Source organism: Spirillospora sp. NBC_01491 (assembly GCF_036227065.1).
Lineage (GTDB): Bacteria > Actinomycetota > Actinomycetes > Streptosporangiales > Streptosporangiaceae > Spirillospora > Spirillospora xylanilytica.
Genome location: NZ_CP109432.1, coordinates 843,502 through 867,427 on the forward strand (window position 1 = coordinate 843,502; position 23,926 = coordinate 867,427).

Annotated in this window: 21 protein-coding genes and 2 pseudogenes; 11 read left to right on the forward strand and 12 right to left on the reverse strand. The window is 73.2% G+C overall.

All coding sequences use genetic code 11. The features are described 5' to 3' along the window. Window position 1: 1 nt before the first annotated feature. The gene (locus tag OHA34_RS04140) at window positions 2–1,360 is read right to left on the reverse strand and encodes an aminotransferase class V-fold PLP-dependent enzyme (protein ID WP_329520753.1); all 1,359 of its coding nucleotides are present in this window, start codon (window positions 1,358–1,360) and stop codon (window positions 2–4) included. Beyond that, on the reverse strand, window positions 1,357–2,214 hold the full coding sequence (locus OHA34_RS04145; RefSeq protein ID WP_329520754.1) for a crotonobetainyl-CoA--carnitine CoA-transferase: 858 nt from the start codon (window positions 2,212–2,214) through the stop codon (window positions 1,357–1,359). The genes OHA34_RS04140 and OHA34_RS04145 overlap by 4 nt, the downstream gene beginning before the upstream one ends. 113 nt (window positions 2,215–2,327) lie before the next feature. Here OHA34_RS04145 and OHA34_RS04150 point away from each other — a divergent pair, with 113 nt between their 5' ends. Beyond that, window positions 2,328–4,076 (forward strand): ABC transporter substrate-binding protein, encoded by a 1,749-nt coding sequence (locus tag OHA34_RS04150; RefSeq protein WP_329520755.1) that lies wholly within the window; start codon window positions 2,328–2,330, stop codon window positions 4,074–4,076. A 100-nt stretch (window positions 4,077–4,176) separates the two neighbouring features. Here OHA34_RS04150 and OHA34_RS04155 read toward each other — a convergent pair whose 3' ends face one another. The 6 genes from OHA34_RS04155 to OHA34_RS04180 all read right to left on the reverse strand — a co-directional run bounded on the left by OHA34_RS04155 (window position 4,177) and on the right by OHA34_RS04180 (window position 9,819). Next, window positions 4,177–4,884, reverse strand: coding sequence for a DUF899 family protein (locus tag OHA34_RS04155; protein ID WP_285943252.1), 708 nt, complete (start codon window positions 4,882–4,884; stop codon window positions 4,177–4,179). Window positions 4,885–4,942: 58 nt separating this feature from the next. Further along, window positions 4,943–5,602 carry a class I SAM-dependent methyltransferase gene (locus OHA34_RS04160; RefSeq protein WP_285943251.1) on the reverse strand — a complete coding sequence of 220 codons (660 nt, stop codon included), beginning with the start codon at window positions 5,600–5,602 and terminating at the stop codon, window positions 4,943–4,945. Continuing rightward, complete coding sequence (locus OHA34_RS04165) at window positions 5,599–6,948, reverse strand: ABC1 kinase family protein (RefSeq protein WP_329520756.1); 1,350 nt, start codon at window positions 6,946–6,948, stop codon at window positions 5,599–5,601. The genes OHA34_RS04160 and OHA34_RS04165 overlap by 4 nt, the downstream gene beginning before the upstream one ends. 11 nt (window positions 6,949–6,959) lie before the next feature. Beyond that, the gene (locus tag OHA34_RS04170; RefSeq protein ID WP_285943247.1) at window positions 6,960–7,598 is read right to left on the reverse strand and encodes a YncE family protein; all 639 of its coding nucleotides are present in this window, start codon (window positions 7,596–7,598) and stop codon (window positions 6,960–6,962) included. 2 nt (window positions 7,599–7,600) lie between these two features. After that, window positions 7,601–8,485: a 50S ribosomal protein L11 methyltransferase gene (locus tag OHA34_RS04175; protein WP_285943245.1), complete on the reverse strand. Its 885-nt coding sequence runs from the start codon at window positions 8,483–8,485 to the stop codon at window positions 7,601–7,603. Window positions 8,486–8,619: 134 nt separating this feature from the next. Continuing rightward, window positions 8,620–9,819 (reverse strand): DUF6004 family protein, encoded by a 1,200-nt coding sequence (locus OHA34_RS04180; RefSeq protein ID WP_329520757.1) that lies wholly within the window; start codon window positions 9,817–9,819, stop codon window positions 8,620–8,622. A gap of 563 nt (window positions 9,820–10,382) precedes the next feature. Here OHA34_RS04180 and OHA34_RS04185 point away from each other — a divergent pair. Both OHA34_RS04185 and OHA34_RS04190 read left to right on the forward strand, forming a co-directional pair. Continuing rightward, window positions 10,383–11,312, forward strand: a complete 930-nt coding sequence (locus OHA34_RS04185) for a nitroreductase/quinone reductase family protein (protein ID WP_329520758.1) — start codon at window positions 10,383–10,385, stop codon at window positions 11,310–11,312. A 43-nt stretch (window positions 11,313–11,355) separates the two neighbouring features. Beyond that, window positions 11,356–11,742, forward strand: a complete 387-nt coding sequence (locus OHA34_RS04190; protein ID WP_329520759.1) for a VOC family protein — start codon at window positions 11,356–11,358, stop codon at window positions 11,740–11,742. 295 nt (window positions 11,743–12,037) lie between these two features. Here the strand turns inward: OHA34_RS04190 and OHA34_RS04195 are convergent, their stop codons facing one another. After that, window positions 12,038–12,388 carry an ArsR/SmtB family transcription factor gene (locus OHA34_RS04195; protein ID WP_285943236.1) on the reverse strand — a complete coding sequence of 117 codons (351 nt, stop codon included), beginning with the start codon at window positions 12,386–12,388 and terminating at the stop codon, window positions 12,038–12,040. A 125-nt stretch (window positions 12,389–12,513) separates the two neighbouring features. Between OHA34_RS04195 and OHA34_RS04200 the strand changes: the two genes are divergently transcribed. The 3 genes and pseudogenes from OHA34_RS04200 to OHA34_RS38415 all read left to right on the forward strand — a co-directional run. After that, on the forward strand, window positions 12,514–13,701 hold the full coding sequence (locus OHA34_RS04200) for an MFS transporter (RefSeq protein ID WP_329520760.1): 1,188 nt from the start codon (window positions 12,514–12,516) through the stop codon (window positions 13,699–13,701). A 16-nt stretch (window positions 13,702–13,717) separates the two neighbouring features. Next, window positions 13,718–13,918 (forward strand): annotated as a pseudogene (locus tag OHA34_RS38410) (amidase family protein); the annotation flags it as partial. Between the two features lie 7 nt (window positions 13,919–13,925). Further along, window positions 13,926–14,012, forward strand: a pseudogene (locus tag OHA34_RS38415) (DUF2087 domain-containing protein); the annotation flags it as partial. A gap of 69 nt (window positions 14,013–14,081) precedes the next feature. On the opposite strand, the gene OHA34_RS04210 reads toward OHA34_RS38415, so the two are convergent. Both OHA34_RS04210 and OHA34_RS04215 read right to left on the reverse strand, forming a co-directional pair. Then, window positions 14,082–14,735, reverse strand: a complete 654-nt coding sequence (locus tag OHA34_RS04210; protein WP_443029613.1) for a response regulator — start codon at window positions 14,733–14,735, stop codon at window positions 14,082–14,084. Then, on the reverse strand, window positions 14,732–15,934 hold the full coding sequence (locus OHA34_RS04215) for a sensor histidine kinase (protein WP_329520762.1): 1,203 nt from the start codon (window positions 15,932–15,934) through the stop codon (window positions 14,732–14,734). The genes OHA34_RS04210 and OHA34_RS04215 overlap by 4 nt, the downstream gene beginning before the upstream one ends. A gap of 190 nt (window positions 15,935–16,124) precedes the next feature. On the opposite strand from OHA34_RS04215, the gene OHA34_RS04220 reads away from it, so the two are divergent. Then, the gene (locus OHA34_RS04220) at window positions 16,125–16,556 is read left to right on the forward strand and encodes a DUF6069 family protein (RefSeq protein WP_329520763.1); all 432 of its coding nucleotides are present in this window, start codon (window positions 16,125–16,127) and stop codon (window positions 16,554–16,556) included. A 517-nt stretch (window positions 16,557–17,073) separates the two neighbouring features. After that, window positions 17,074–19,332, forward strand: coding sequence for a cytochrome P450 (locus OHA34_RS04225; protein WP_329520764.1), 2,259 nt, complete (start codon window positions 17,074–17,076; stop codon window positions 19,330–19,332). 308 nt (window positions 19,333–19,640) lie between these two features. On the opposite strand, the gene OHA34_RS04230 is transcribed toward OHA34_RS04225, so the two are convergent. Next, window positions 19,641–20,933, reverse strand: a complete 1,293-nt coding sequence (locus OHA34_RS04230; RefSeq protein WP_285943222.1) for an MFS transporter — start codon at window positions 20,931–20,933, stop codon at window positions 19,641–19,643. Between the two features lie 111 nt (window positions 20,934–21,044). Here OHA34_RS04230 and OHA34_RS04235 point away from each other — a divergent pair, with 111 nt between their 5' ends. The 3 genes from OHA34_RS04235 to OHA34_RS04245 all read left to right on the forward strand — a co-directional run bounded on the left by OHA34_RS04235 (window position 21,045) and on the right by OHA34_RS04245 (window position 23,892). Beyond that, entirely contained in the window at window positions 21,045–21,764 is a 720-nt protein-coding gene (locus OHA34_RS04235; protein WP_329520765.1) for a TetR/AcrR family transcriptional regulator, read from the forward strand. Window positions 21,765–21,995: 231 nt separating this feature from the next. Next, on the forward strand, window positions 21,996–22,784 hold the full coding sequence (locus tag OHA34_RS04240; RefSeq protein WP_329520766.1) for an RNA ligase family protein: 789 nt from the start codon (window positions 21,996–21,998) through the stop codon (window positions 22,782–22,784). After that, on the forward strand, window positions 22,768–23,892 hold the full coding sequence (locus tag OHA34_RS04245) for an AAA family ATPase (RefSeq protein WP_329520767.1): 1,125 nt from the start codon (window positions 22,768–22,770) through the stop codon (window positions 23,890–23,892). Before OHA34_RS04240 ends, OHA34_RS04245 begins: the two co-directional genes overlap by 17 nt. Window positions 23,893–23,926: the final 34 nt, after the last annotated feature.

A 23,926-nucleotide genomic window follows, 5' to 3' on the forward strand; every position in this document is an offset into this window, starting at 1 on the left:
GTCACAGGAACCGCGTGTTCGGGTGCTCGTGCGTCCAGACGCCCGGGCGGACGGTGCGCAGCGCCTCGGCGACCAGGTCGAGCTCGGCGGTGGTGTTGTAGACGCCGAAGGACAGCCGGACGGTGCCGAGCAGCCCCAGATCGTCGAGGAAGGTGCTGGCGCAGTGCACGCCGCTGCGCACCGCGACCCCGTGCCGGTCGAGGTGCCCGCCGACGTCGTAGGGATGGATCCCCTCGACCACCAGGGACACGATGCCGCTCGGCGTCTCCTCCGGGCTGCCGACGACCCTGACCCGGGGGATCTCGCGGAGCGTCCCGACCGCATACTGCACCAGGGCCGCGTCGTGCTCCTGGACGGCGTCCCAGCCGAGGTCGCCCACGTAGCGCAGGGCGGCGGCGAGCCCGACCGCGCCCGCCACGTCCGGCGTGCCCGCCTCCAGCCGCGCCGGCACCGGGACGTAGGAGACCGGCCGGTCGTGGGCGACGCCCTTCACCGTCCCGCCGCCGACCTGGTACGGGGGCAGCTCGGCCAGCAGGTCGCGCCTGCCGTACAGAACGCCGACCCCCGTCGGGCCGTAGACCTTGTGGGCGGAGAAGCAGTAGAAGTCGGCGCCGAGCTCGCGGACGTCGACCGGGCGGTGCGGGACCGCCTGCGCCCCGTCCACCACGACCGGGACGCCGGCCCGGTGCGCCGCGGAGATCATCTCGCGGACCGGGTTCACGGTCCCGAGGACGTTGGAGACGTGCGCGACGGCGGCGAGCCGGGTCCGCGGGCCGAGGGCCGCGGTGAAGTCGGCGAGGCCGACCCGGCCCCGGTCGTTCACCGGCACCACCACCAGCCGGGCGCCGGCCTCCTCGCACAGCCGCCGCCAGGGCAGCAGGTTGGAGTTGTGCTCCATGCCGCACACGGCGACCTCGTCGCCCGCGCCGACCAGCCGCCGGCCGAAGGTGTCGGCCAGCAGGTTGATCGCGCCGGTGGTGCCGCCGGTGAAGACCACCTCGTCGGGGTGCTCGGCGCCCAGGGCCCGCTGGACGGACGCGCGGGCCTCCTCGTAGCGGTCGGTCGCGACGTGGCTCAGGGTGTAAAAGCCGCGGCCGATGTTGCCGTTGGCGGTGGAGTAGTGGTCGACGATCGCCTCCAGCACCGCGCGCGGCTTCTGCGTCGTCGCCGCGTTGTCCAGGTAGACCAGGGGCGTCCCGTCGAAGCTCGCCCGGAGGATGGGGAAGTCGTCCCGGATCGACGCGGCGAGGCCGGCCGCGCCGCGCCCGGATCCGGCGGGGTCCGGCGCGGCCCGTGCGGGCGTCCCCTCGCACGGGAGAGGTCGCGGCGACCGTTCCGCGGGCGGCCTGACGTGGGTCATCCGGGCTCCTCCTCAAGCTGGAACATGGCGTGGAACGCGTCCAGGAAGTGGTCGGGGTACGTGAAGACCTTCTGCCGGGGGTAAGGACGGCGGGACGGCGGGACGTAGCCGGGCTCCCCGCGGACGGGCAGGCGGCCCGTCCGGGTGAGCAGGTGCGGCCCGAAGAAGAACCAGCAGAGCTGGCCGATCTGCTCGGTGAACAGCACCGGGTGGACGTCGCGCGTGTACAGGTGCATCTGGCAGCGGGTGGCCAGGAACTCGCCCTTCGGGCCGAAGCCGTGCCCGAACATCACATGGCCGAACAGGTCGTGCACCGCGCGGAGAAGGTCGTTGTGCCGGAATTCGACGCCGCCCTCCCGGACTCCCGACGGTTCGCGCAGCGGATGGGCCCCGGTGTCGGACGGCGGGCCGTGCCCGGCGCCGGTCAGGTACACCTGGAGCCTCCGGGTCAGGGCGACGCTGCCGCACAGGTCGCTGGAGTCGCGGTAGGGCTGCCCCTCGCCCCGCCACGGCTCCACCGCGACCCCGGCGTCGGTGGCCGCCTGGTACAGCCGAAGGTTCTGCCGCTTGAGACTCTCGTAGCGGCGCAGCAGGACGGGATCGTCGGCGGAGCCGTCCGCGGCGTCGTAGCAGGCCGCCACCTCGCGGCAGAACTCCTCGTCGAGCCGGACGCGGGCGCGCCCGAACCGGGCGATGGGGACGCGCCGGGACCGCCGGCCCGGCAGCCATCGGTCGACATGGGCCTGGGCCGCAGATTGCAGGTCGAGTCGTTCCGCGCGTACCTCCGTGCCTGCCTCCCCCACCGCTCCACGCCCCGGCGGACCGTCGGGCATGCTGCCTGTCCACGTCGCCATCTTACGCATTTTACTTAATAATTCTATAGTAAACGATCGATGGGCTCTCTAGAGTCCAGAGGAGAGCCGGAGACCTGCCGCACCGCGCGCGGGGCAGAAGGAGGCGGACGACGATGGCCAGCACGGCACCAGAGACCACGGCGCGACCCGGCGCCCCCGGGTACGGCGGGACGCTGCGGCTGAGGGGCCCCGGCGGGGTCGACCACATCGACACCGCGAGCGCCTACTACGCCACCTCGGCCCAGATCCTGCGGGCACTGTCACGGCACCTGTTCGCCTACCCGGCGCAGGACGACCTGTCCGCGCCCGGCGCCGCGTTCACCCCGGCGCCCGACCTGGCGGCCGAGATCCCGACCGTCGACAACGGCGGGATCAGCGCCGACCTCCGCACCTACACCATCCGGCTCCGCGAGGGCGTGCGCTGGGACTCCGCGCCGCCCCGAGAGGTCACCGCGCACGACGTCGTCCGCGGCTTCAAGCGGCTGCCCAACCCCGTGTCGGGCGCGGGCGCGCTGCCCTACTTCACCAGCACCATCGAGGGCATGCGGGAGTACTGCGACGCCTACCGGGACGCGTTCGCGGGCGCCGAGCCGACGGCCGCGGCCATGGCCGCGTTCCAGAACTCCCACGACATCGCCGGGCTGCGGGCGGTCGACGACCTGACGCTGGAATTCCGGCTCAAGGGGCCGGCCAACGACTTCCTCAACATCCTGGCGACCGGCTTCACCGCCCCCGCGCCGGTCGAGTACGACGCGCACATCCCCGACAGCATGGACTTCCGGCGCCGGACACTGTCCTGCGCCCCCTACCGGCTCGCGCACTACTCCGACGGCGGGATGGAGATCCTGCTCGAGCGCAACCCGGTCTGGCGCCAGGAGACCGACCCGATCCGCGGCCAGTACGTCGAGCGGATCGAGATCAAGGTGACCGACCTGCCCGTCCCCGAGATGGAGCGGCTGATGGACGAGGGCGAGGTCGACCTCGCCTGGTCCTACACCGCGGTGTCCTGGGACCGGCCCAAGCCGGGCCAGGAGGCGCCGCCGCGCAGCTACCCGGGCTTCGCGATCAACCCCTACCTGGTCTTCAACCTGCGCAGCCCGAACTCCGGGCGCGCCACGAGCGACCTGCGGGTGCGCAAGGCGATCGCCTACGCCATCGACAAGGTCGCCATCGGCGAGATCCTCGACGCGCTGGACGCCCCCAACCTGCCACTCCACTCGGTGATCCCGGCCGGCAGCATCGGCCACCGCGAGTACAACCCCTACCCCACCCCGGGCGACCGGGGCGACCCGGCCAAGGCCCGCGAGCTGCTGGCCGAGGCGGGGTACGGCGACGGCCTGACGCTGATCGCCGCGGTCCGCAAGATCGGCATCCATCTGAAGGTGATGGAGTGCGTCGCGGCGAGCCTGGCCGAGATCGGCGTCACCCTCGACTGGCGGCACTACACCCAGGCCGAGTACTACGGCTCCGCACTCTCCGACCCCGAGGCGGGACGGGCCGGCGCGTGGGACATCGCCGAGCCGGGCTTCACCCCCGACTGGTTCGGCAACAACGGGCGGGTGATCGTGCAGCCGCTGTTGCAGAGCAACGACGTCCCCGGGACGACGAACTACGGCGGCTACAGCAACCCCGAGGTCGACGCGCTGATCGAGCGGGCGCTCCAGGAGCCCGACCCGGCGCGCGCCGAGGAGCTGTGGCACCAGGTGGACGTGCGCGCGATGGAGGACCTGCCCCTGGTGCCCATCCTGTCGTTCGCCGCGATGACCTCGCGCTATCACGGCAGCCGGGTGCGCAACCCGGTGCACGTGCCGCAGATCGAGTTCTTCGACATCACCAACCTGTGGCTGGACCCCGCCTCCTGACTTCCAGGCACCGGCTCGGCCCGAGGGCCGTGCCAAAGTGCCGGTAAGGCACAAGCCGCCAGGCGAGTGCCTTACCGGCACTGGAGAAGTACTGCCGGGCTCAGCCTCTGGCCGCGCCCGGGTAGTCGTTGCCGGCATACCACTCGCCCCGGCCCTGTCCCATCAGGTCGAGCACCTGCCAGACGGGCGAGAGCAGGTCGATGCCGCGTTCGGGCAGGTCGGAGGAGACGGTGGCCTGCATGGTGTAGCGGTGCCGCACCTCGTCGCCGTCACGGCTGAACACGCTGATGCCGGGGAACTGCGCGCCGCCGGCCCCCTCGGTACCGAGGTCGGCGTTGAACGTCGAGTCGTGGCTGGAGACCAGGCGCAGGCCGTCCCAGCCCCGGCGGCGCCCCCACTCCCGCAGCTTCGGCAGCGGCGCCTTGGCCACGACGGCGAACCCGGCGTGCCGGGCGAGATGGTGGGAGACGCCATGGAACCCGTCCACCCACATCGAGCACATCGGGCACGCCTCCTGCGCCTCCGGCGCATACATGAGGTGGTAGGTCACCAGCGTGTCGTGCCCGTCGAACAGGTCGTGCAGCCGAGGCGCGGCCACGGGCTCGTCCACGGCCAGGTCGCGGGGCCCCTCGGCGAACTTGTAGGGCGGCAGGACCGGCCCGGCCGGCAGCGCGCGGCGGGCCGCCGCCACCCGCTCGGCGTGTTCGAGCAGTTCCTTCTCTGCGGCGAGCAGCTCGAGCCTCGCCTCGACGTAGCCCGGATCGGTGCCGGCGGGCCAAAGCCGCCGTTCCTCCATGCGATCGGCCATCGCAGCCCCCTTCGTCCGCTTCGGAATCGGGCTGCCCAGGCTATAGGAAAATCAACCGTCAGGCTCGGCGACGGCACCGGAAAGACACGTGGCGCGGAACGTCGGGATCGGGACGGCGGGCCGTGGCGGGGGCTCCCGGCGCGGGCCGTCCCTCGGAGAGCTCCTCCAGATGGAAGCCGCAGCAGCGGAGCTCGTAAAGGTAGCCCTCCAGGGTCCGGTGCCAGATCGCGGTCTCCCCCGGGGTGTCGTCGCGACCGCCGTCGGGGGCGGGGCGTTCGCCCTCGCTGAAGTAGCCGCTCACCCCTCCCCCGCCAAGGTCGCCCTTCCCGTCCGGGCTCGCCGTCACGAACGGGTGCGGGACGGAGAACACCAGCCGTCCGCCCGGCACCAGGTGGTGATGGACCGTCTCCAGAAGCCGGGCGAGGTTGCGCACCCGGTGGAACGTCATCCAGGAGATCACCGCGTCGAACGTGCCCAGGTCATGGCCGGACCAGCGGTGCAGATCCTGCGCGCGCGCCTCGCCCGCGGTGCCCGCCAGGGCGTGCCGCGCCGCGTCCAGCGAGCGCTCGCCGACCGCGAGCCCCAGGTAGGCTGCCGCGCCCCGGTCCAGCGCCGAACGCCCGGCCTCCGGGGCGGCGCAGCCGAGGTCGAGCACCCTCAGCCCGCGCGGGTCGCCGAGGAAGGCCAGGAAGACGGCGTGCCCGTCGCCCGCCGTCATGCCCGCGCGCCGAACAGGCCGCGGTTGAGGACGGGTTTGGCCTTCTCCTGGAAGTCGATCTCGGGGTCGAGGTCGCGGATCGTCCCCTCGATCACCAGCAGCGACAGCAGCGGGAAGATCAGTTCGGACGCGGCGTGGATCCCGAACCGGCGTTGCAGGTCGAACATCTCGGCGGCGAACGCGATCAGGCTGAAGTCCTTGGCGGGCAGCCCGTGGCTGCGTTCCACCAGGTCGGCCATCCGCACCGTGAAGCCCTCGAGGTCGGCGCCGGGGTGCAGGCCCGCCGAGCTCTCGATCACGATCTCGGCGCAGCGGCGGCCCCGGCCGACCGCCATGTTCATGAAGAACTCGGCGAACAGGCGCCGCAGCCGCTCCGAGAGCTGCACGCTGAAGCCCGCGTCGAGCACGACGACCTGGCCGGCGCGGGTGAAGTAGAGGTTCCCCGGGTGCAGGTCGCAGTGCACGAAGCCGGTGACGAACAGCATGTGGTAAACGGCGGTCAGCGCCGACTCCGCGAACCGCCGGCGCATCGCCGGCGGGCACGCCGCGGCGGCGTCGAGGTCGAGGTCCGGGATGAACTCCATCACGATGCAGCGGGGCCGCGACTCCCCCGGATGCACCCGCGGCACCCACACGCGCGGCACCGCGGACAGGGTGTCCCTCAGCCGGGTGAGGCTGTCGGCCTCGCGGGCGAAGTCGAGCTGACCCAGCACCGCGCCGCACATGCTGTCGACCACCTCGGTCACCGGCATGCCGCGGAACGGGCGCAGCCGGGCGGCGACCCGCGCGCCGGCCCGGATGAGCTCCAGGTCCTGCCGCATCACCCGGTCGATCCCGGGGCGGCGCAGCTTGACCGCGACGCGGCGGCCCGAGGGCAGGACGGCGGTGTAGACGCAGGCGACGCTGCCGCTGGCGATCGGCCGCTGGTCGATCTCGGCGAGCGGCACCGCGACCCGGGCGGTGGCGGCCGTTCCGTCCGGCGCGTACGCCTCGGCGAAGCCCGACCTGGTCTGCGCGCGGGTCAGCGGCACCACCGAGTCCTGGAGCACCGAGAGCTCGTCGCACAGGCCGGCGGGCAGCACGTCGCGGCGGGTACCGAGCACCTGGCCCGCCTTCACGAACGTCGGGCCGAGCGCCATCAGCATGCCGGTGCCGCGCCGGTAGAGGTGCCGCCGCCCGGCCGCCCGTCCGCGCACCGCGCTCCTGACCAGGAATCCCGGCAGTGCGAGCGCGACCATCACCAGGGCCGTCGCCAGTACCCGGGCCGCCCGGGCGAACAGCGCGGCGCTCGTGAGGGCGCCCCGCCGCCGGGCGGCCCGCACCGGAGCGGATACGGCTTCGGTCATGCCGTCCTCCCTCAGTCTCCGGCGATGCCGGGGATCTCGATCGCCCGAAGTTGCAGGGTCGTGTAGTCGCAGTACCAAATCCGGGTGCCGTCCCAGGCGATCCCGGTCGGGTTCCCGGCGACCGAGATCGAGGCGACCTCGGTCCCCCGTTCCAGGTCGATCAGGTTGATGGTGCCGCCCTTGTAGTCGGAGTAGGCGACGAAGCCGTCCGACACGGTGACGCCGGCCACCGCGTGCCGGACCGGGTAGTGCCCGATCAGGCGCAGGTCGTCCGGATCGCGCAGGTCGATCACCCGCAGGTCCTCGTAGCCGAGCCACAGCCCGTGCCGGGTGGCCTCCATGCCGCACAGCACGTTGCCGGGCCGCGGGTTGGGCTTCTCCTCGACGGTCCCGCCGGACTCGGTGTCGATGACGCGCAGGGCGCGGCGCTCGCCGGCCACCTGGACCAGGTCGCCGTCGAGGGTGGTCAGGTCGGTCCGGACCTCCGGGCACGGGATCCGCCGCGCCACCTCGCCGGTGGCGGGGTCCAGCTCCATGATCTGGTTCGACACGGCCTCGGAGAACCACAGGCACTGCCCGGTCCAGGTCAGCCCGCACAGTTTCAGCGCGCGCACGGGGATGTCCCGCACCGAGCCCGCCGCGAACGGCATCGTCATCTCCTCTGTCTGAGGCCGCAGGACAGCCGGTAGTCCAGGACGTTGCGGACGTCCTCGGGAGGCCGCAGCCCGACCCGGAGCAGGTCGCCCGCCGACACGGGGGTGTGCCGCAGCGGCCAGACCCACACCGCCCAGTTGCAACCGGGGTAGGAGGGAAGGTTGGAGAGCGTGACCCCCTTGGCGAGGGTCGCGGAGAAGTAGCCGACGATCGCCTGGAGCCGTCCGGGCCGGGTGACCGTCAGGGTGCGGCTCTCCCGCGCGTGCGGCCGCCGGCCGTCGCCGGACCGGTGGTCGGCGATGGTGACCGGCCTGCTCAGCAGCGTGGGGGGACGCTGGAAGAAGTGGAGCTGCGCGGCGGGGGCGACGCGGTCCTGCACCGCGTCGAGCCGGTGGCCGAGGAAGTCCTCTCCCCACAGTCCCCAGCCCTCGCCGTCGAACTCGATGGCGGCCAGCCGGGTGGCCAGCCGGTGCGGGACGACGCGTCCGCCGGGCGCGAGGTTGGTCTCGGTGAAGGCGCCCAGGACCTCCATCATCTGCTCTTCGGGTCCGAGGTTGCCCATCATCTCCGACACGACGACGTCGGCCTTCTCGGGGAGCCGGACGGTGCGGGCGTCGCCCTGGACGATGGTGAGCCGGCCCTTGAGGTCGTTGGCCTGGGCGATCTCGGCGGCCAGCGCGGCGGTCTCGGGGTCGGCCTCGATCGCGTAGACGTGCCCCGCGCCGTGGCGCAGGGCCAGCATGGACAGGACCAGCAGTCCGGCGCCGACATCGGCCACCACGTCGCCGGCGCCGACGGCGCGTTCCAGCGCCCGGTCGTAGGCGGCCAGGCGCGGGCGGTCGGCGAGCATGGTCTGGTGCATCAACAGGAGCCGTTGGTCCACGCCGTCCTCCAGTTGCGGATCGTCTCTCCCGGGCATCCGGCGGATGCCCGGGAGAGACGATCCGGCGGGTCGGCACTATGTGTTTTTCCATCAGAACCGAACCCGCCGGACACGTCAAGCGTCGTGCACGGTGGTCAGATGTTCACCGCCGCGGTCTCGCCCACGTGCGCGTCCCGCATCATCAGGCGCGCCCCGGTGAGGCGTGCCCGGACGGTGCCGTCCTCGGTGACCAGCGGCGTGTCGGAGCCCGCCATGGCCAGTTCGGTGCCGGTCGCCTCCATGCTCCTGAGCTTGCCCGCCACGTGCACCGGGCTCGCCGCGTACAGGTTGCCCTGCGGTGTGACCAGCTCGAACTCGGCGTCAATGTGCATCTCGCTCGGGTACCTGATGCGGCTGAGACTGTCCTCGGTCCCTTCGCCGAGGGTGCCGCCGGACGGCCGGGGCCAGCTGGCGCGCAGCATCACCCGTCCGCCGAGGGCCTCGTTGGTGCCGACCATCGCCACCCGCGACATCTGGGCGAGCACGCCGGAACCTTCGTGCTTCTCGGGCCCGAACAGCAGGATCTCGGTGCCCGCGGCGTTGCGGTAGTCGCCGGCCAGCTCGATGGTCTCGGTCCGGCCGTTGACCTCGACGTCGATCTGGCCCTCCAGCGAGACCTGCATGATCATGGAGGGGTCGACCAGCATCGACATGCACGGCCCGGCGCTCTCGGCGAAGAACACCGTCGGGGTGAGGCCGACCGGCTCGTTCTCGTCGTTGGCCGGATACCACGCCTCGGGGAGGGTGGTGCCCCGCACCACGTTCGGCGCCTGGACGACGTCGAACGGGCCGTCGCCGCGCGGGCTGCCCAGGTAGGGGCCGGTGAGCGGCTTCTTGTACGGGGGGATGCTGTCGACGACACCGTAGATGTCGATGACGTTGCGGTGCGCCAGCCGCAGGGTGCTGGTCTCCAGGATCCCGAAGCGGCGGATGTAGAACTCGGCCGGGAAGTTCTTGCCCGGGACGATCTGCCGTACGTGACCGGAGTTGGGCAGGAACGGGTTGGACAGGACCTGGATGCGGTCGTCCAGCTCGTAGCTGAACCCCTTGATCCCGACCTCGGGCGCGCTGATCAGCTCGGTCTCCAGCTCGGCGTGGCCCTTCTCGTCCACCCGGTGCTCGAAGCCCGGCATGGGCCACTTGTTCAGCTGGACGAAGCCGGACAGGTTGATCGTCTCGCGCCGGCCGGCGTAGTAGTCGTCACCGAAGACGACCGTGGCCGCCGCCAGGATGTGCGGCCGGATCGGTTTGGGTTCGAGGTTGAGCGACTCGTACGTCTCACGGAGAGGACTCAAGCCAGACACCTCCAAGGGTCTGTTGAGAGCGTCGTGATGGGCCCCGGCCCGCGGCTCCGAGGACAACCCCATGGGAGACTCACTATAGCTTTTTATAGTTACTCGTCAACAGTCCCTGTGACAGATCAGCATCAGCCAGGATCAACAGTGACGCGAGGGGCGGATGTGCTGACGAATGCTAATGGTTATTAAAGCGTTCAGCTTCGGAGTCGGACGCCCGCGCCCTGCTCTCCGGCCGTCCGCGGGATCCGCCCGGCGCCGTCGACCGGGCACCCCCGGGGGCGCGGCCCGCGGGTGAGGGGGGCGGGCCCTCGTTTTGACAGACGTCGGGCGGGTGGTTGTAATGGTGCCCGTGTCGCGTGACTCCGGCCAAAGAGCAGTGGGCCGGCCGGAGATCGGGCGAGCACCATTCAGCAAGGGACCGTGCCATGAGTTCGAACTCCGCACCGCGCGCCTGATCTGAGCGCCGCACCCCGCGCCTTCTCTTCCTCTTTCGTTTTCTCGTACTCCCTTTCGCATCGCGGCTCTGCCGCCCCTTGTCTGGAGACCCGCACCGTATGCCCATGTCCTTCAACCAAAAGATCATCGAGGAGTTCCGGGCCAATCAGGGAAAGGTCGGCGGCCCCTTCGAGGGCGGCGACCTTCTCCTCCTGACCACCACCGGCGCGAAGTCGGGGGAACAGCGCACCGTTCCACTCGGGCGCGTCCGCGACGGCGACCTGCTGATGGTCGTCGGATCGAACCTCGGTTCGCCCCGGCATCCCGCCTGGTACCACAATCTGCTGGCCCATCCCGTGGTGCGGGTGGAGACCGGCACCGAGGAGTTCGAGGCGATCGCGGTCCCCGCCGAGGGTGCGCGGCGCGACCGGCTGTTCGAGCACGCGGTCGGCGTGGCGCCGGGCTACGCCGCCTACCAGGCGAGCACCTCCCGGACGCTGCCGGTCGTGGTGCTGGAGCGCCCCGAGAGCGGGGCGCCCCGCGAGATCGCCACCCTCGCCGACAAGATCATGGAGGCGCACGCCCACCTGCGCTCGCAACTGCGGCACATACGCTCCGAGACCGAGGCCCATTTCGCCGCCCGCGCGGCGCACCAGGGGCCCGGCGAACCGCCGGCGCCCGGTCTGGGATTGCAGATCCGGCAGCACTGCCTGGCCTTCTGCGACGCCCTGGAATTCCATCACAGGGGCGAGGACGCACATATCTTCCCCGCCCTCGGCGCCCATCATCCGCAGCTGCGCGGCGCCCTCGAGCAGATCCGCGAGGAACATCGGGAGGTCGCGCGCATCAAGGACGGACTCCAGGCGTTGCTGGCCGATATCGGGAGCGCGGACCCCGGGCGCTTCCGCACCAAGCTGGAGCGCATGGCGCAAGAGCTGACGGCGCATCTCGACTACGAGGAGGAGTCGCTTCTCCCGGTGCTGGCCGAGATCCCCTTCCCGCCGGCCGCTCCGGCCCCGCCGCTCGCCGGCCGGGGCCGCGACACCGCGGGCTAGAGTCGATGATCAGGTTCGGACTTCACTTCGGGAGCGTCGCCGCATGCGGGTCAAGGACTTCGATCATCTGGTGCTCAACGTTCAGGACGTCGAGCGCGCGCTGGCCTTCTACTGCGGGCCGCTCGGCCTGGAGCCGGTCCGGGTTGAGGAGTGGCGGGCCGGCAGGGTCCCGTTCCCGTCGGTCCGGGTCAGCCCGAGCATGATCATCGATCTCCTCGACCGTCCCCGGGGCGAGTCCAATGTGGACCACATCTGCCTGGTCGTCGAGCCGCTGGACTGGCAGGAAGTGATCGACGGGGGCGCGTTCACCGTGCTGGAGGGCCCGGTCGGCCGCTACGGCGCCCGGGGCGAGGCGCAGTCGATCTATGTGCGGGACCCGGAGGGCAACACCGTCGAGCTGCGCTGGTACCCGCAGGACGCCGAGCGGTAGGCCCCGCCGTCCGGTGAGTCTCGCCGTCCGGCGCGGCTTCGCGGCGCGTCTCGTCCTCCCCTGCCGTTCATGCCGCGGCGGCGCGGGAGGACGAGGGCCGCGGCGATCGCCAGGAACGCGTGGCCGTAGCCGTCGGTGGGGGCCTGCGGGGTCGGGGGACGGCCAGCCGGCCGCCGGGCGTTGAGGTCGCCAGTCTGATTGGCCCTGACCATCTGGGCCAACGCCCTCGCGTCACCTGAGGAACAGGCTTGTTGCGGCTCATCGCATGGTGCGAGCGGTGCCGGGGAGCCCGCGCCTACGGCGCCTCGACAGTGCTGGTGGTCGCGGTATCGCGTGTTCGGCGCTGTGCGCTCAGCACAGAGTCGAGCAGGCCGGGGAACAGTGCGTTGAGGTCCTCTCGCCGCAGCCGTACCAGCCGGGACCGGCCCTGAAGCCTCGTCCACGTCACGCCGGCCTCGCGCAGTACCCGGTAGTGGTGCGACAGGGTCGTCTGATGCACGTCGATCTCGGCGCCGATCGCGTTGCAGAAGTCCTCGCCCATCCGGTCGAGGCGCAGGACGAGGTCCAGCCGCACCGGATCGGCCAGAGCGCGCAGCACCTCCACCAGCCGGATGGCCTCGGTCGCCGGCTGGGACACCTCACGCATCGCCGCCTCCTGTGTTCCGCACCCCCGCACGCTACCAACTCATGGATACATGGACAAGCATCCATGTATTGCTTTAGGGTTCCGCTCGGTACTTCTGAGGTTCGTCCGGAAAGGCGGCACCACCGGTGTTGAAGCGACTTCTGCCCTTGGCCCTGGCGACCTTCGCCGTCGGCACCGACAGCTACGTCATCGCGGGCCTGCTCCCCGCCATCGCCACCGACCTTCGGGTCTCCACACCCGCCGCCGGGCAGCTGGTGACGGTGTTCGCCCTGGTGATGGCCCTGTCCGCGCCCGTCATGGGCGCGCTCACCAGTGGCCTGGACAGGCGATCCGCGCTGCTGATCGCGTTGAGCGTCTTCGTGGTCGGCAACGCCGCCACCGCCCTGGGCACCAGCTACGAGGTAGTGATGATCGCCCGCATCGTCACCGCGGTCGGGGCCGGAATGGTCAACTCCGCCGCCTCCAGCACCGCGGGGGCCATCGCGGCCCCCGAACGCCGAGGCAGGGCACTGGCCTTCGTGTTGGGCGGCCTCACGTTGGCGACGGCGCTGGGCCTTCCTCTCGGCACGCTGATCGGCCGTACCGACTGGCACATCACCCTGTGGGCCGTCGCCGGGACCGGCCTCGTCGCGCTCATCGGAATCGCCGTCGGCCTGCCCAAGGTGACGCTCCCCGCCGCCTCGCTGGGCGACCGGCTGCGCCCGCTCAAGCAGGGCCGGGTCCTCGGGCTGCTGGCCGTCACCACGCTGGTCTTCCTCGGCGCCTACACCCTTTACACCTACATCGGCCCGGCCCTACAGGAGGTGACCGGCGGCTCCGAGTCGCTGCTCACCGTCATCCTGCTGGCCTGGGGAGTCGGCGTCCTGGCCGGGAACATCATCGCCGGACGGCTGGTCGACCGGCGCGACCCCGCGCAGGTGTTGACCGGGCCCCTCGCCGTCGCTGCTGTCGCTCTCGCCCTCACGTCGGTGGCGACCGCCACGCTCGTGTCCACCCTGGTGTGGGCCGTGGTCTGGGGTGTGGCCCTGGGCGTCGTCGTCGTGCCCCAGCAGCATCGGCTCATCGCCCTCAGTCCGTCCGCGGCACCGGTCCTCCTCGGTCTCAACTCCTCGGCCATCTACGTCGGGATCGCCCTCGGCGGCGGCCTGGGCGGACTGGCCCAGGAGTGGTTCACCATCGTGCCCGCAGAGCTGGGGCTGCCGGCCGCCGGTGTCACGGCCCTGGCGCTGCTCTACCACCTGACGACCGCGCGCCGCCGTGCGCCCGCAGCACCTCAGCCGGCCCCCTCCGCCCCGGAGAAGGCCGAGGCGTAACGCCCCCGCCACGGACATGGCGGCGCTCGGGCTCGGCAACGACCCCGGTGGATCGGTGCGCGTCCCGGCCCACTTCCGCGATGTGGCCGGGCTGAAGCCGTCCATGGGCCGGTTCCCCGCCGACCATCGCATTCTCGGCCCGGACGACCCCGGCCTGGCGTCCCAGATCCTGGTCACCGACGGCCCGCTGGCCCGGAGCGTGGGCGACCTGCGGCGAATGGTTCGGCGACTGGGTGAGCCTGCGCCGTGCCCTCGTGGACGAGGGGCTGTTGCGCAGAAACGAGTCCGGCACCACCTACGGGCGCGTCTGACGGATGGTGCGCGTATCGGCCGCAACTTGCGGCCGGTCCGGCGCCGGATTCCCGGGTGGCGGCGGTGGGTCAGGCGAGGCCGGCGTCGTGGGCGAGCAGGGCGACCTGGGTTCGGTTGTCGAGGCCGAGCTTGCCGAGCACGTGGGAGACGTGGGCCTTGACGGTGGCCACGGTCATCAGCAGCTCGGCGGCGATCTCGGCGTTGGTGCGGCCCCGCGCCACGGCGAGGACCACCTCGTTCTCCCGGGGGCTGAGGACCTCCAGCGCGTCGCGGGCGCGCTGGAAGGCGCCCGCCTGGTCGGCGGCGCGGTCCATGAGCCGGCGGGTCACGCGGGGCGACAGGATCGGGTCGCCCGCCGCGACCCGCCGGACGGCCTCGACGATCTGCGCGGGCGGGGTGTCCTTGAGCAGGAAGCCGCTGGCGCCGGCGCGGAGCGCGCGCAGGATGTTCTCGTCGGCGTCGAAAGTGGTCAGCACGATGACCTCGGGCGGGCGCGGGCGGCCCCGCAGCCTGCGGGTGGCGGTGATGCCGTCCACTCGCGGCATCCGCAGGTCCATCAGCACCACGTCGGGCGCGTGCCGGTCGGTGGCGGCCGGTACCTGGTCGCCGTCGGCGGCCTCGCCGGCCACGGTGATGCCGTGGATCCCGTCGAGCATCATGCACAGCCCGGCCCGGACCAGGGCGTCGTCGTCGACGACGAGCACGCGCAGCGGAGGGATCACGCGGGCCATGGTATCCAGGCGTGCAGGCGGAACTCGCCCGCGGCCACCTCGTGGTCGAGCCGCCCGCCGGCGAGCTGGACGCGCTCGGTCAGCCCGACCAGGCCGGTGCCGGAGCCGGGCGCGGCCGGTGGGGCGGCGCGGTCGGCCGGCAGCGGGTTGCGGATCTCGATCACCAGCCGGGCCCCGGGGCGGCCCTCCAGCACCACCTGGACGGGACGGCCCGCGGCGTGCTTGCGGGCGTTGGTCAGCCCCTCCTGCACGACGCGGTAGGCGGTGCGTCCGGCGGCGGGCGGCAGCGCGGCCGGGTCGACCACCTCGTCGCGCAGCCGCACCCGCCCGCCCGCGTCGCGGGACTCCTCGACCAGCCTGGGGAGGTCGGCCAGGACGGGCTGGGGGCGTCCGCCCGCGTCCTGGCCGTCGCCCGCGGAGTCGTCGCCGCGCAGCAGGATGATCACGTCGCGGAGCTCGTCGAGCGCCTGGTGCACGCCCGCGCGGACCACCCCGGCCGCCTGGGAGAGCCGTTCGGGCGGGGCGTCGGGACGGTACTCCAGGGCCCCGGCGTAGGTGGCGACCAGGGACAGCCGGTGGGCCAGCACGTCGTGCATCTCCCGGGCGATCCGGGTCCGTTCGAGCATCCGGGCCTCGGCCACCCGGCGGCCCTGCTCGGCCTCGGCGCGGCGGGCGCGCTCGCGCAGCGAGACCAGGAGCGCGCGGCGCGCGCGGGCCAGCGCGCCCCAGCCGATCAGCGCCCCGTACCCGGCGGTGATCAGGACCAGCCACCAGCCGAGGGAGATCCCGCGGTTGGGGCGCCACATCCCCTGGACCGCGTGGGACGCGATCCCCGCCGCGCCCACCGCGACCGCGACGGGGAAGGGGCGCCGCTGGGCGACCTGGAGCGCGCCGAGCGTGGCGGCGGGGGTCGCCGTCGGCGACAGCACCGCCAGGACGAGCAGGACCAGCGCAGTGGGAACCGGGCGCCACAGCAGGACGGGCACCAGCAGGCAGCCCAGCACCCCGGCGGCGAGGTCGAGCCACAACAGCGCGCCCGGCGGGCTCGTCTCGAACCGGGCCCAGAACGTCAGGGCGGTCATGGCGCCCACCCCGCCGACCATGCCGAGCAGGCCGATCACCGGGAAGGCCGGACGGTCGTGCCGGTCCTCGGTCTCCGCTTCCGCCGCGCCGCAGTTCTCGCTGTTCACGGGCGAAGGGTAGCCGCGGCGGGCGGGGCGCCGACACCTACCAAAGTCGGTGCCCCGCCCTACCCCGGTCGGACCGCCGCGCGCCACGCGACCGATGCGGCGACCGTGCCGGGGCCGCGACTCTGTGCGAGGTGACCAGAGGGACCGGCCGCGCCATCGGCGCACGGCCCGCCGTCGAAAGGGGAATCGCATGTCCAGCAGAACCACTCCCGTACCCGCCGCGCCAGGGCGTGTCCGCCGCACCGCCGGGCGGCGCGCGCTGGCGGTGGCCGGCGCCGCCGCCGCGGGCCTGGCCCTGTGGGCGCTGGCCGGTCCGGTGGCCGGGGTCGACCTGACCGTCCGGAGCGGCGGTGCCGATCAGGCCGTCGGTGCCGGGACGGTCGCCGTCGCGGGCCTGCTCGCAGGCCTGGCGGGCTGGGCGCTGCTCGCGGCGCTGGAACGGCTCGTCAGCCGGCCGGGACCGGTCTGGACGGCCGCCGCCGTCGTGGTGCTGGCGTTCTCGCTGGCAGGGCCGCTGGGCAGCGGCGCCGGAGCCGCGAGCGTGGTGGCGCTGGCGGGGATGCACCTGGTCGTCGCAGCGGTGCTCGTCCCCTGTCTGGGACGTTCGGCGCACCACCGATGACCGCGGTCCACGGCCGCCCGTCCGTTCGTCCACGTCCACGGCCACATGCGCAGCGCCGGTCCGGTCCCTCCGCTTCGAGACGGTCGTCGATGGGGTCGAGGCGTTCGCCGCGTGGGTACTGACGCGGGAGGGGCGCGGCGCCGGTAGGCGGCGGGACGGTGCGGCGGGGCCCGCGAGCGCGGCCGGGGGCGGACGCCGGCCGCCTTCTCGGGGGTCCCCGGACTGTTCCCGGTGCTCGTCAAGGGCGAGCGCCTCCGGTCACGCGCAGACCGTCCCAGGGCCGGGAAACCTCTGGTGCGAGGCAAGAGATCGTCAGGTGATTGAAGATACCCGGCAAAGGCCCGGTCAACGGACCGGCCCGGCGTCCGGCCGGTCCGCGAGCATTCCAGCGGCTCGGGCGCACAAGGGTGCCCGGGCAATGTGATTTCGGGGGGTCGGCATGACCATGGGAATGATCGAAAGCAGAAGACTCGGCCAGCGCTTCCGGTACGCCGGGCAGCGGCCGGGCTGATCGGCGATGAACGGTGTTCTCACCGCGCAGCCCGGGACCACGACGGGTGCGGCGGCCGAGTTCCGGCTGCCCGACCTGTCGCTGCCGTTCCCCGCTCCGCGGACTCGTGACGACGCTGACGCGCTCCGCGCCGACCTGTGCCGGTGGGCCGAGCTGAACGGGCTGATCGGCCCGCGCGGCAGCACCCGGCTGCTGAACTCGCGGCTCCTGGATCTCGGCCTCGGCCTCCTCGGCGACGCCCGCCCCGAGCGGGAGCCGGTGCTGCTGGGCTGGTTCCTGTGGATGCTGCTGCTGGACGACCGGATCGACGACGGCCCCTGGGCCGACGCCGGCGTGCTGGCCGGCTTCGCCGCGTCCGCCGCGGCCATCGTCGCCCCGGCCCGCGAGCCCGGGACCGGGGCCGCGGGCACGGGCGGTGGCCCGGACCCCGCGGGCGGGGTCTGGATCCCGGACGACCCGATGCTGCGGACGCTGGCGGGCGACCTGTGGCCCCGCACCGCCGAGCTGGCCGGCTCGGACTGGCGGGCCCGGTTCGCCGGGCACCTCGCGCGGCACCTGTCGGCGCAGAACGCGCTGGTGGGCCTGCGCGGCACCGAGGCGGGCGCCTTGGACGCCTCCACCTACATCGCGCTGCGCCGCGACCTGTTCGGCGCCGATCTGTTCTTCGACCTGTTCGAGGCGGTGGACGGGACGGTGCTCGGCGACGCCGACCGGCCGTCGGGGCTGCGCGACGCGGCGGCCGACGTGATCGCCTGGACCAACGACGTGTACTCGGTGGAGAAGGACCTGGCCTTCCAGGAACGTGCCAATCTGGTGCTCGTCCTCCAGCGCGAGTCCGGCCGGTCGTGGCAGGACGCGATCGACACCGCCCGCGACATGATCGCCGGGCGGGTCCGCGACTTCCTGGTCGCCCGCGCGAACCTCCCCCGCTCCCCCACCGGCGGCGAAGGCCCCGGGCACGCCTTCGCCGACCGACTCCAGGCCGCGATGCGCTCCTCCCTGGACTGGCACCGGTCGGTGCCGCGCTACCACTGGCAGGCGGACGCCGGGACGGGCGTGGTCGACACCCGGTGGACGCCGCCCAGCCTGCTGTGGCCGCAGTTCGAGCGGGACCCGTATCCGCTGTACCGCAGGCTCCGCGAGGAGTTCCCGATCGTCCGGGACGAGCCGATGGACGCCTGGCTGGTCAGCCGCTACGAGGACGTGCGTGCCGCCCTCACCGACCCGCGCTTCACCCCGCGCAACTACGCCTGGCAGCTCGCGCCGATGTTCGGGCGGACGGTCATGCAGATGGAGGGCCGCGAGCACGCGGGGCACCGCGCGTTCCTCACCCCGGCGTTCCGCGGGAAGGCGCTGGCCAGGCTCACCTCCTCGATCGAGCGGACCGCGGCGGGCCTGGCGGGCGCGCTGCGCGGCCGTGCCGAGGCCGACCTGGTCGCGGGGTTCTGCGCCCGGCTGCCCATCACGGTGGTGGTGACCGCGCTCGGCCTGCCCGAAGGCGACATCCCGCTGTTCCAGGACTGGTACCGGGCGGGGTTCTCCTACATGGGGAACTACCGGCAGGACCCGGCGACGCTGGCCCGGGGCCTCAGCTCCCGCGACGAGCTGTACGCCTACCTGAAGCCGCATGTGGCCGCCCGCCGCGCCGGGCCCGGCGAGGACCTGTTGTCGGTGCTGTGCGAGGCGCGGGTGGAGGGCCGCCGGCTGCCGGACGAGATGATCATGGGGTTCTGCGGGGCGCTGCTCGGCGCCGGCGGCGAGACGACCGACAAGTCGCTGTCGTCGCTGCTGCGCAGCCTGCTGGACGACCCGGCGCTGCTGGCCGCGGTGCGCGCCGACCCCGGCCTGATCGCGCCGGCGTGGGCCGAGTCGCTGCGCCGCGATCCCCCCGTCCAGATCGTGCTGCGGCAGACCGACGTCGAGGCCGAGCTGCCGTCCGGGACGGTGCCGGCGGGCGCGACCGTCGCGTGCCTGGTCGGCGCGGCCAACCGCGACCCGGCCCGGTTCACCGATCCGGACCGGTTCGACCCGCACCGGACCGACGGCGCGGTCGACCGGGAGTTCACCGGGGCGGCCACGCACCTGTCGTTCGGCGCGGGCCGGCACTTCTGCCTCGGGTCGCGGCTGGCGCGGGCCGAGGCGGAGATCGGCATCCGGGTGCTGCTGGAGACGCTGCCGGGGCTGCGCTGGGCCGACGGGTTCGCGCCGGTCGACACCGGCCTGCTCACCCGGGCGCCCGGACGGCTCCTGGTCGCCACCGGCTGATCCCCCCCGGTGACCCGCCCCGGTCGGGTCGCCGCCCGGCCGGGTGTTCCCGGCCGGGTGAGGGGACGCCGCGCACGGCGGCGGCGCTCACCGCCGCCGGAGCGCGGCCGGTTCATCGTGGGCGCTCCGGCTACCTAGGGTCTGTCTCACAGTGCCTCGGCTGTCGCGCGAGCGTGTTGCCTGGCCGGTGGGGCGATGCCGGAGGCGAGCCTCACCGGGCAGATCGCGGAGCGATGTCGCGCCCGCCCAAAGCGCGGTCGGCGTCCGAGCCGCCAGGCGAGGATGCCGGGCCGGGCTTGGAATACGGCCTAGGCTGGCCGGTCTGCGGGTGGCGTGGCGGGTGCCTGGGCGGTGGCGGGCGGCGTGGTGAGGTCGGCCCGGCGGAGGGCCGGGCAGGCGGCGGCGACCGCGACGGCGGCCACGACGCAGACGAGCCCGCCGGTGATCACGGCGGCGCGGGCGCTGGTCAGCTCGGCGAGGAAGCCGATCGCGGCGTTGCCCAGGGCGGGTGAGACGGTCGCCTGGACCATCCACAGGCTGCTGACCCGTCCGCGCAGGTCGTCGGGTGTGCCGTGCTGCAGGAGGGCTGAGCGGAGGGTCTCGGAGATCAGGTCGCCGAGCCCGGCGAGGGCGAGCAGTACCAGGGCCAGGGGCAGGAACGAGGTCAGGCCGAAGCCCGCGAGAGAGGCCCCCCACAGCAGGACGGCGCCGATCAGGGCGTGCCCGCCTGCGCGCGCCGTCCAGCCGCTGGTGGCCGCGCCGGCCAGGGCACCGAACGCGGGCGCGGCGTACAGCAGGCCGACCACGCCGGGGCCGCCGCCGAACTGGCGGTCGGCGAGGACGGGGTAGAGCGCCTGCGGCATCGTGAAGACCACCGCGGCGGCGTCGATGAGCAGCAGGCCCATGATGAGGCGGTGGCCGCGGACGAAGCGCGCACCGGCCGCCACCGCCCCGAACGCCTGCCGGACGCCCTTGCCCGCGCCGGTGGCGGTGGCGGCGGGCGGGAGGGGCCGGACGAACAGCAGGGCCAGGGAGAACACCAGGAATCCGGCGGCGTCGACGGCGAAGCACGCGGCCAGTCCCGGGCCGGCGATGAGCAGGCCGCCGAGGGCGGGGCCGACGAGGGCCGCGAGCTGGGTGGAGGCCGAGGTCAGCGCGCCCGCCGCCGCGAGGCGCTCGGGGCCGACCAGGGCGGGGATGGCGGCGAGCATCGCCGGGCCGCCGAGCCCGGCGAGGAGCCCGGTGACGCCGGTGGCGGCGTAGATGACCCACAGGTGCGGGTGCGGGAGCAGCGCGTTGACGGCGAGTGCCGCCGCGACGAGCGTCAGCGGCAGCCGGGTGGCCAGCATCAGCAGGCGGCGGTCCATGCGGTCGGCGAGGACGCCGCCGGCCAGCACGCCGGCGACCAGGGGCAGCGCCCTCGCGAGGCTGACCAGGCCGATCTGCAGCGGCGATCCGGTGAGGTCGTAGATCTGCACGGCGATCGCGACGCTGGTCAACAGCGTGCCGAGCATGGCGCCGAGGAATCCGGCGTACAGCAGCCGGAAGTCGCGGCTGTCACGGAAGGGGGTGAGGTCCATGGCGAGGCCGGCCAGGCGCATGAGCGACTCCAGAGGGAAGTTAGGTGAGCCTTACCTGGGTCACCCTGGCGGCTGCCGCGATTAAAGTCAACATGTGTGAAATTCAAGGGGGTTGCGCTAACCTCGGGGCCGATGAGCAGCCCCACCCCGGCCCGGCGGCGGCCGACCCACCGCAAGGGCCGCGCCACCCTCACCCGCGAGTCGGTCGGCCGGGCGGCGCTGGAGTTCCTCGGCCGCAGCGGCCCGGCCGAGCTGACGATGCGGTCGCTGGCGGCCGACCTCGGCGTCTCGCCCCGCGCGCTGTACAACTACGTCGAGGACCGGCGTGATCTGATCACCGTCGCGGCCGAGATCTTCGAGTCCGGGTGGCGGCCACCGGAGCTGGACCCCGCCCGCTGGCGGGACGCCCTGCGCGCGTTCTGCCGGGACCTGCGGGCCCACCACCGGCGCCATCCCGGCATGACCGCGCTGGCACTGAGCGAGAACATCACGATGGCCCGGCATCCAGTGATGCTGCGCAACGTGGATGCCCTGATCGGGTTCTTCGCGGCGGTCGGGCTGCCGCTGCAGGACGCCTACCGCGCGTGCATGGAGACGATCCGGCTGGTGGTGGGGTTCGTGGAACTACAGGACACCGTCCACGATCGTCCGCCCGCGCACCTGAACCCCGGCGACCTGGAGCGGATGCCGCCGCCGTGGCTGAGCGCCGACGCCGACGCCGACGCCGACCTGCCCTACCTGAGCCGGATCGGTGAGCTGGAGCCGGACGCGCCCGACACCCTCTTCGAGTTCTCCCTGGACGTCCTCGTCGAGGGGATCGCCGCCCGCGCGGGCAGGGACGGCAGCAGCTGAACGCCGTCCGGCGCCCACGTTTCGAGGCTCGGCGTAGCGTCCGAAGGCCGGCCTTGGGAGCATGGACTCGTGCTGGGCGGGTTCCTGTGGACGGCGCGGGCCGGCGCCGGGTCTTCCTGGTGAACGTGCCGCGTTCGGGCCGACCCCATTGGTCGCGGCGCGCTGACCGCCCCGCCGCGGCGGGGCGATATTCGGTTGGCAGGCGGGGCGCGGTTCGTTAGAACGGTCGGCATGCTTCGCAAGTACCCCCGGACCCGGCATGTGCAGGGCTCCCGATTGCAGCCCGGCGACCACGACCTGGCCGCCGTGCCGTTCCGGGAGATCGCCGGACGGTACCTGGTGGTGGAGGAGAAGCTGGACGGCGCCAACGCCGGCATCAGCTTCTCCCCGAGCGGGGAGCTGCGGTTGCAGAGCCGCGGGCATTTCCTGGCCGGGGGTCCCCGCGAGCGGCAGTTCGGGCCGCTGAAGGCGTGGGCGGCGTCGGTCCAGCACGTCCTGTGGGAACGGCTCGGCGATCGCTACGTCCTGTATGGGGAGTGGCTCTACGCCAAGCACACCGTCTTCTACGACGCACTCCCCCACTACTTCTGCGAGTTCGACGTGCTGGACCGGGCCGATGGGACGTTCCTGTCGACCGTCCGCCGCCGCGAGCTCCTGGACGGGACGCCGGTGGTGCCGGTGCCCGTCCTGTACTCGGGCGTCCTGGACGATCTGGGCGCGCTGACGGCGCTGGCCGGTCCATCGGCGTGCCGGACGCCCCGGTGGCGGGACGCGCTGCGCGAGGCCGCGTCCGCCGGGGGCGCCGACCCGGACCGGGTCGCGGGCGAGACCGACGGCGCGGAGGAGATGGAGGGCCTCTACATCAAGGTCGAGCGGGGTGGGGAGACCGTGGGGCGGCTCAAGTGGGTGCGGCCGAGCTTCCTGACCGCCATCCTCGATTCGGGCACGCACTGGCAGGACCGGCCGATCGTCGCGAACGGCCTGGCCGATCCGGAGGTGCTGTATGCAGGTGTTCGCTGAGCTGTGCCCCGCGCCGCCGGGCTGGCAGGTGCCGTGGACGGAGATCCGCGAGCGTTTCGGGTGGGTGCGGGGGCTGGCGGGCGTCCCGCAGGACGCGGTCCACCACGCCGAGGGCGACGTCGAGGTGCACACCCGGATGGCGTGCGAGGCCCTGGCGGCGCTGCCGGAGTGGAGGGCGCGTCCCGTGGACGAGCGGGTGCGGCTGTTCGCGGCGGTGCTGATGCACGACGTCGCCAAGCCCCGGTGCACCCGGGTCGACGCCGACGGCCGGATCACCGCGCACGGGCATTCGCGGCGCGGTGACCTGATGGTCCGGCGGATCCTGTGGGAGCTGGGGGCGCCGGTGCCGTGGCGGGAGCACGTCGCCGCGCTCGTCCGGCATCACCAGGTGCCGTTCTGGGCGCTGGAGCGGCCCGACCTCCAGCAGATCGCGTTCCGGGTGAGCCTGCTGGCCCGCAACGACGACCTGGTGCTGCTGGCCACCGCCGACATCCTCGGCCGGGTCTGCGGGGACGCCGGGGAGGTGCTGGAGAACATCGCGCTGTACGGGGAGTACTGCGCCGAGCAGCGCTGCCTGGACGGGCCGCGCGTCTTCCCGTCCGACCACGCGCGGTTCTGGTACTTCCGCAAGCCCGGCCGTGATCCCGACTACGCCGCCTACGACGACACGCGGCTGACGGTGACGGTGCTGTCGGGGCTTCCCGGTGTCGGCAAGGACCATTGGATCGCCGCGAACCGTCCGGGCCTGCCGGTGGTGAGCCTGGACCGGCTGCGCGCGGAGCTGGGGGTGTCGCCGCGCGGCGACCAGCGGCCGGTGGCCGCCGCCGCGTACGAGCTGGCCCGCGGGCATCTGCGGGCGGGCCGCTCGTTCGTGTGGAACGCCACCAACGTGTCGCGGATGCTGCGCGAGCAGTGCACCGGGCCGATGGCCGACTACCGGGGCCGGGTCGAGATGGTCGCGCTGGAGGCGCCGCCGCACGTGCTGCGCGAACGCAACCACGGGCGGCCGGCGCCGGTCCCCGACACGGTCATCGAGCGGTTCGTGCGCCGCTGGGAGACCCCGGACCTGACCGAGGCGCACCGGGTGAGCTGGCTGACCACCGCCTGACGCTCCGGCATCCGCGGTGCTTCCGCGGGTGCCG

Bases quoted from the DNA above. Each gene is read 5' to 3' on its own strand.
- OHA34_RS04150 (WP_329520755.1), top strand. From the start codon at position 2,328: ATGGCCAGCACGGCACCAGAGACCACGGCGCGACCCGGCGCCCCCGGG.
- OHA34_RS04220 (WP_329520763.1), top strand. From the start codon at position 16,125: ATGTCCAGCAGAACCACTCCCGTACCCGCCGCGCCAGGGCGTGTCCGC.
- OHA34_RS04155 (WP_285943252.1), bottom strand. From the start codon at position 4,884: ATGGCCGATCGCATGGAGGAACGGCGGCTTTGGCCCGCCGGCACCGAT.
- OHA34_RS04170 (WP_285943247.1), bottom strand. From the start codon at position 7,598: ATGCCGTTCGCGGCGGGCTCGGTGCGGGACATCCCCGTGCGCGCGCTG.
- OHA34_RS04245 (WP_329520767.1), top strand. From the start codon at position 22,768: ATGCAGGTGTTCGCTGAGCTGTGCCCCGCGCCGCCGGGCTGGCAGGTG.
- OHA34_RS04225 (WP_329520764.1), top strand. From the start codon at position 17,074: ATGAACGGTGTTCTCACCGCGCAGCCCGGGACCACGACGGGTGCGGCG.
- OHA34_RS04235 (WP_329520765.1), top strand. From the start codon at position 21,045: ATGAGCAGCCCCACCCCGGCCCGGCGGCGGCCGACCCACCGCAAGGGC.
- OHA34_RS04240 (WP_329520766.1), top strand. From the start codon at position 21,996: ATGCTTCGCAAGTACCCCCGGACCCGGCATGTGCAGGGCTCCCGATTG.
- OHA34_RS04195 (WP_285943236.1), bottom strand. From the start codon at position 12,388: ATGCGTGAGGTGTCCCAGCCGGCGACCGAGGCCATCCGGCTGGTGGAG.
- OHA34_RS04185 (WP_329520758.1), top strand. From the start codon at position 10,383: ATGTCCTTCAACCAAAAGATCATCGAGGAGTTCCGGGCCAATCAGGGA.
- OHA34_RS04140 (WP_329520753.1), bottom strand. From the start codon at position 1,360: ATGACCCACGTCAGGCCGCCCGCGGAACGGTCGCCGCGACCTCTCCCG.
- OHA34_RS04165 (WP_329520756.1), bottom strand. From the start codon at position 6,948: ATGACCGAAGCCGTATCCGCTCCGGTGCGGGCCGCCCGGCGGCGGGGC.
- OHA34_RS04145 (WP_329520754.1), bottom strand. From the start codon at position 2,214: ATGGCGACGTGGACAGGCAGCATGCCCGACGGTCCGCCGGGGCGTGGA.
- OHA34_RS04160 (WP_285943251.1), bottom strand. From the start codon at position 5,602: ATGACGGCGGGCGACGGGCACGCCGTCTTCCTGGCCTTCCTCGGCGAC.
- OHA34_RS04190 (WP_329520759.1), top strand. From the start codon at position 11,356: ATGCGGGTCAAGGACTTCGATCATCTGGTGCTCAACGTTCAGGACGTC.
- OHA34_RS04230 (WP_285943222.1), bottom strand. From the start codon at position 20,933: ATGCGCCTGGCCGGCCTCGCCATGGACCTCACCCCCTTCCGTGACAGC.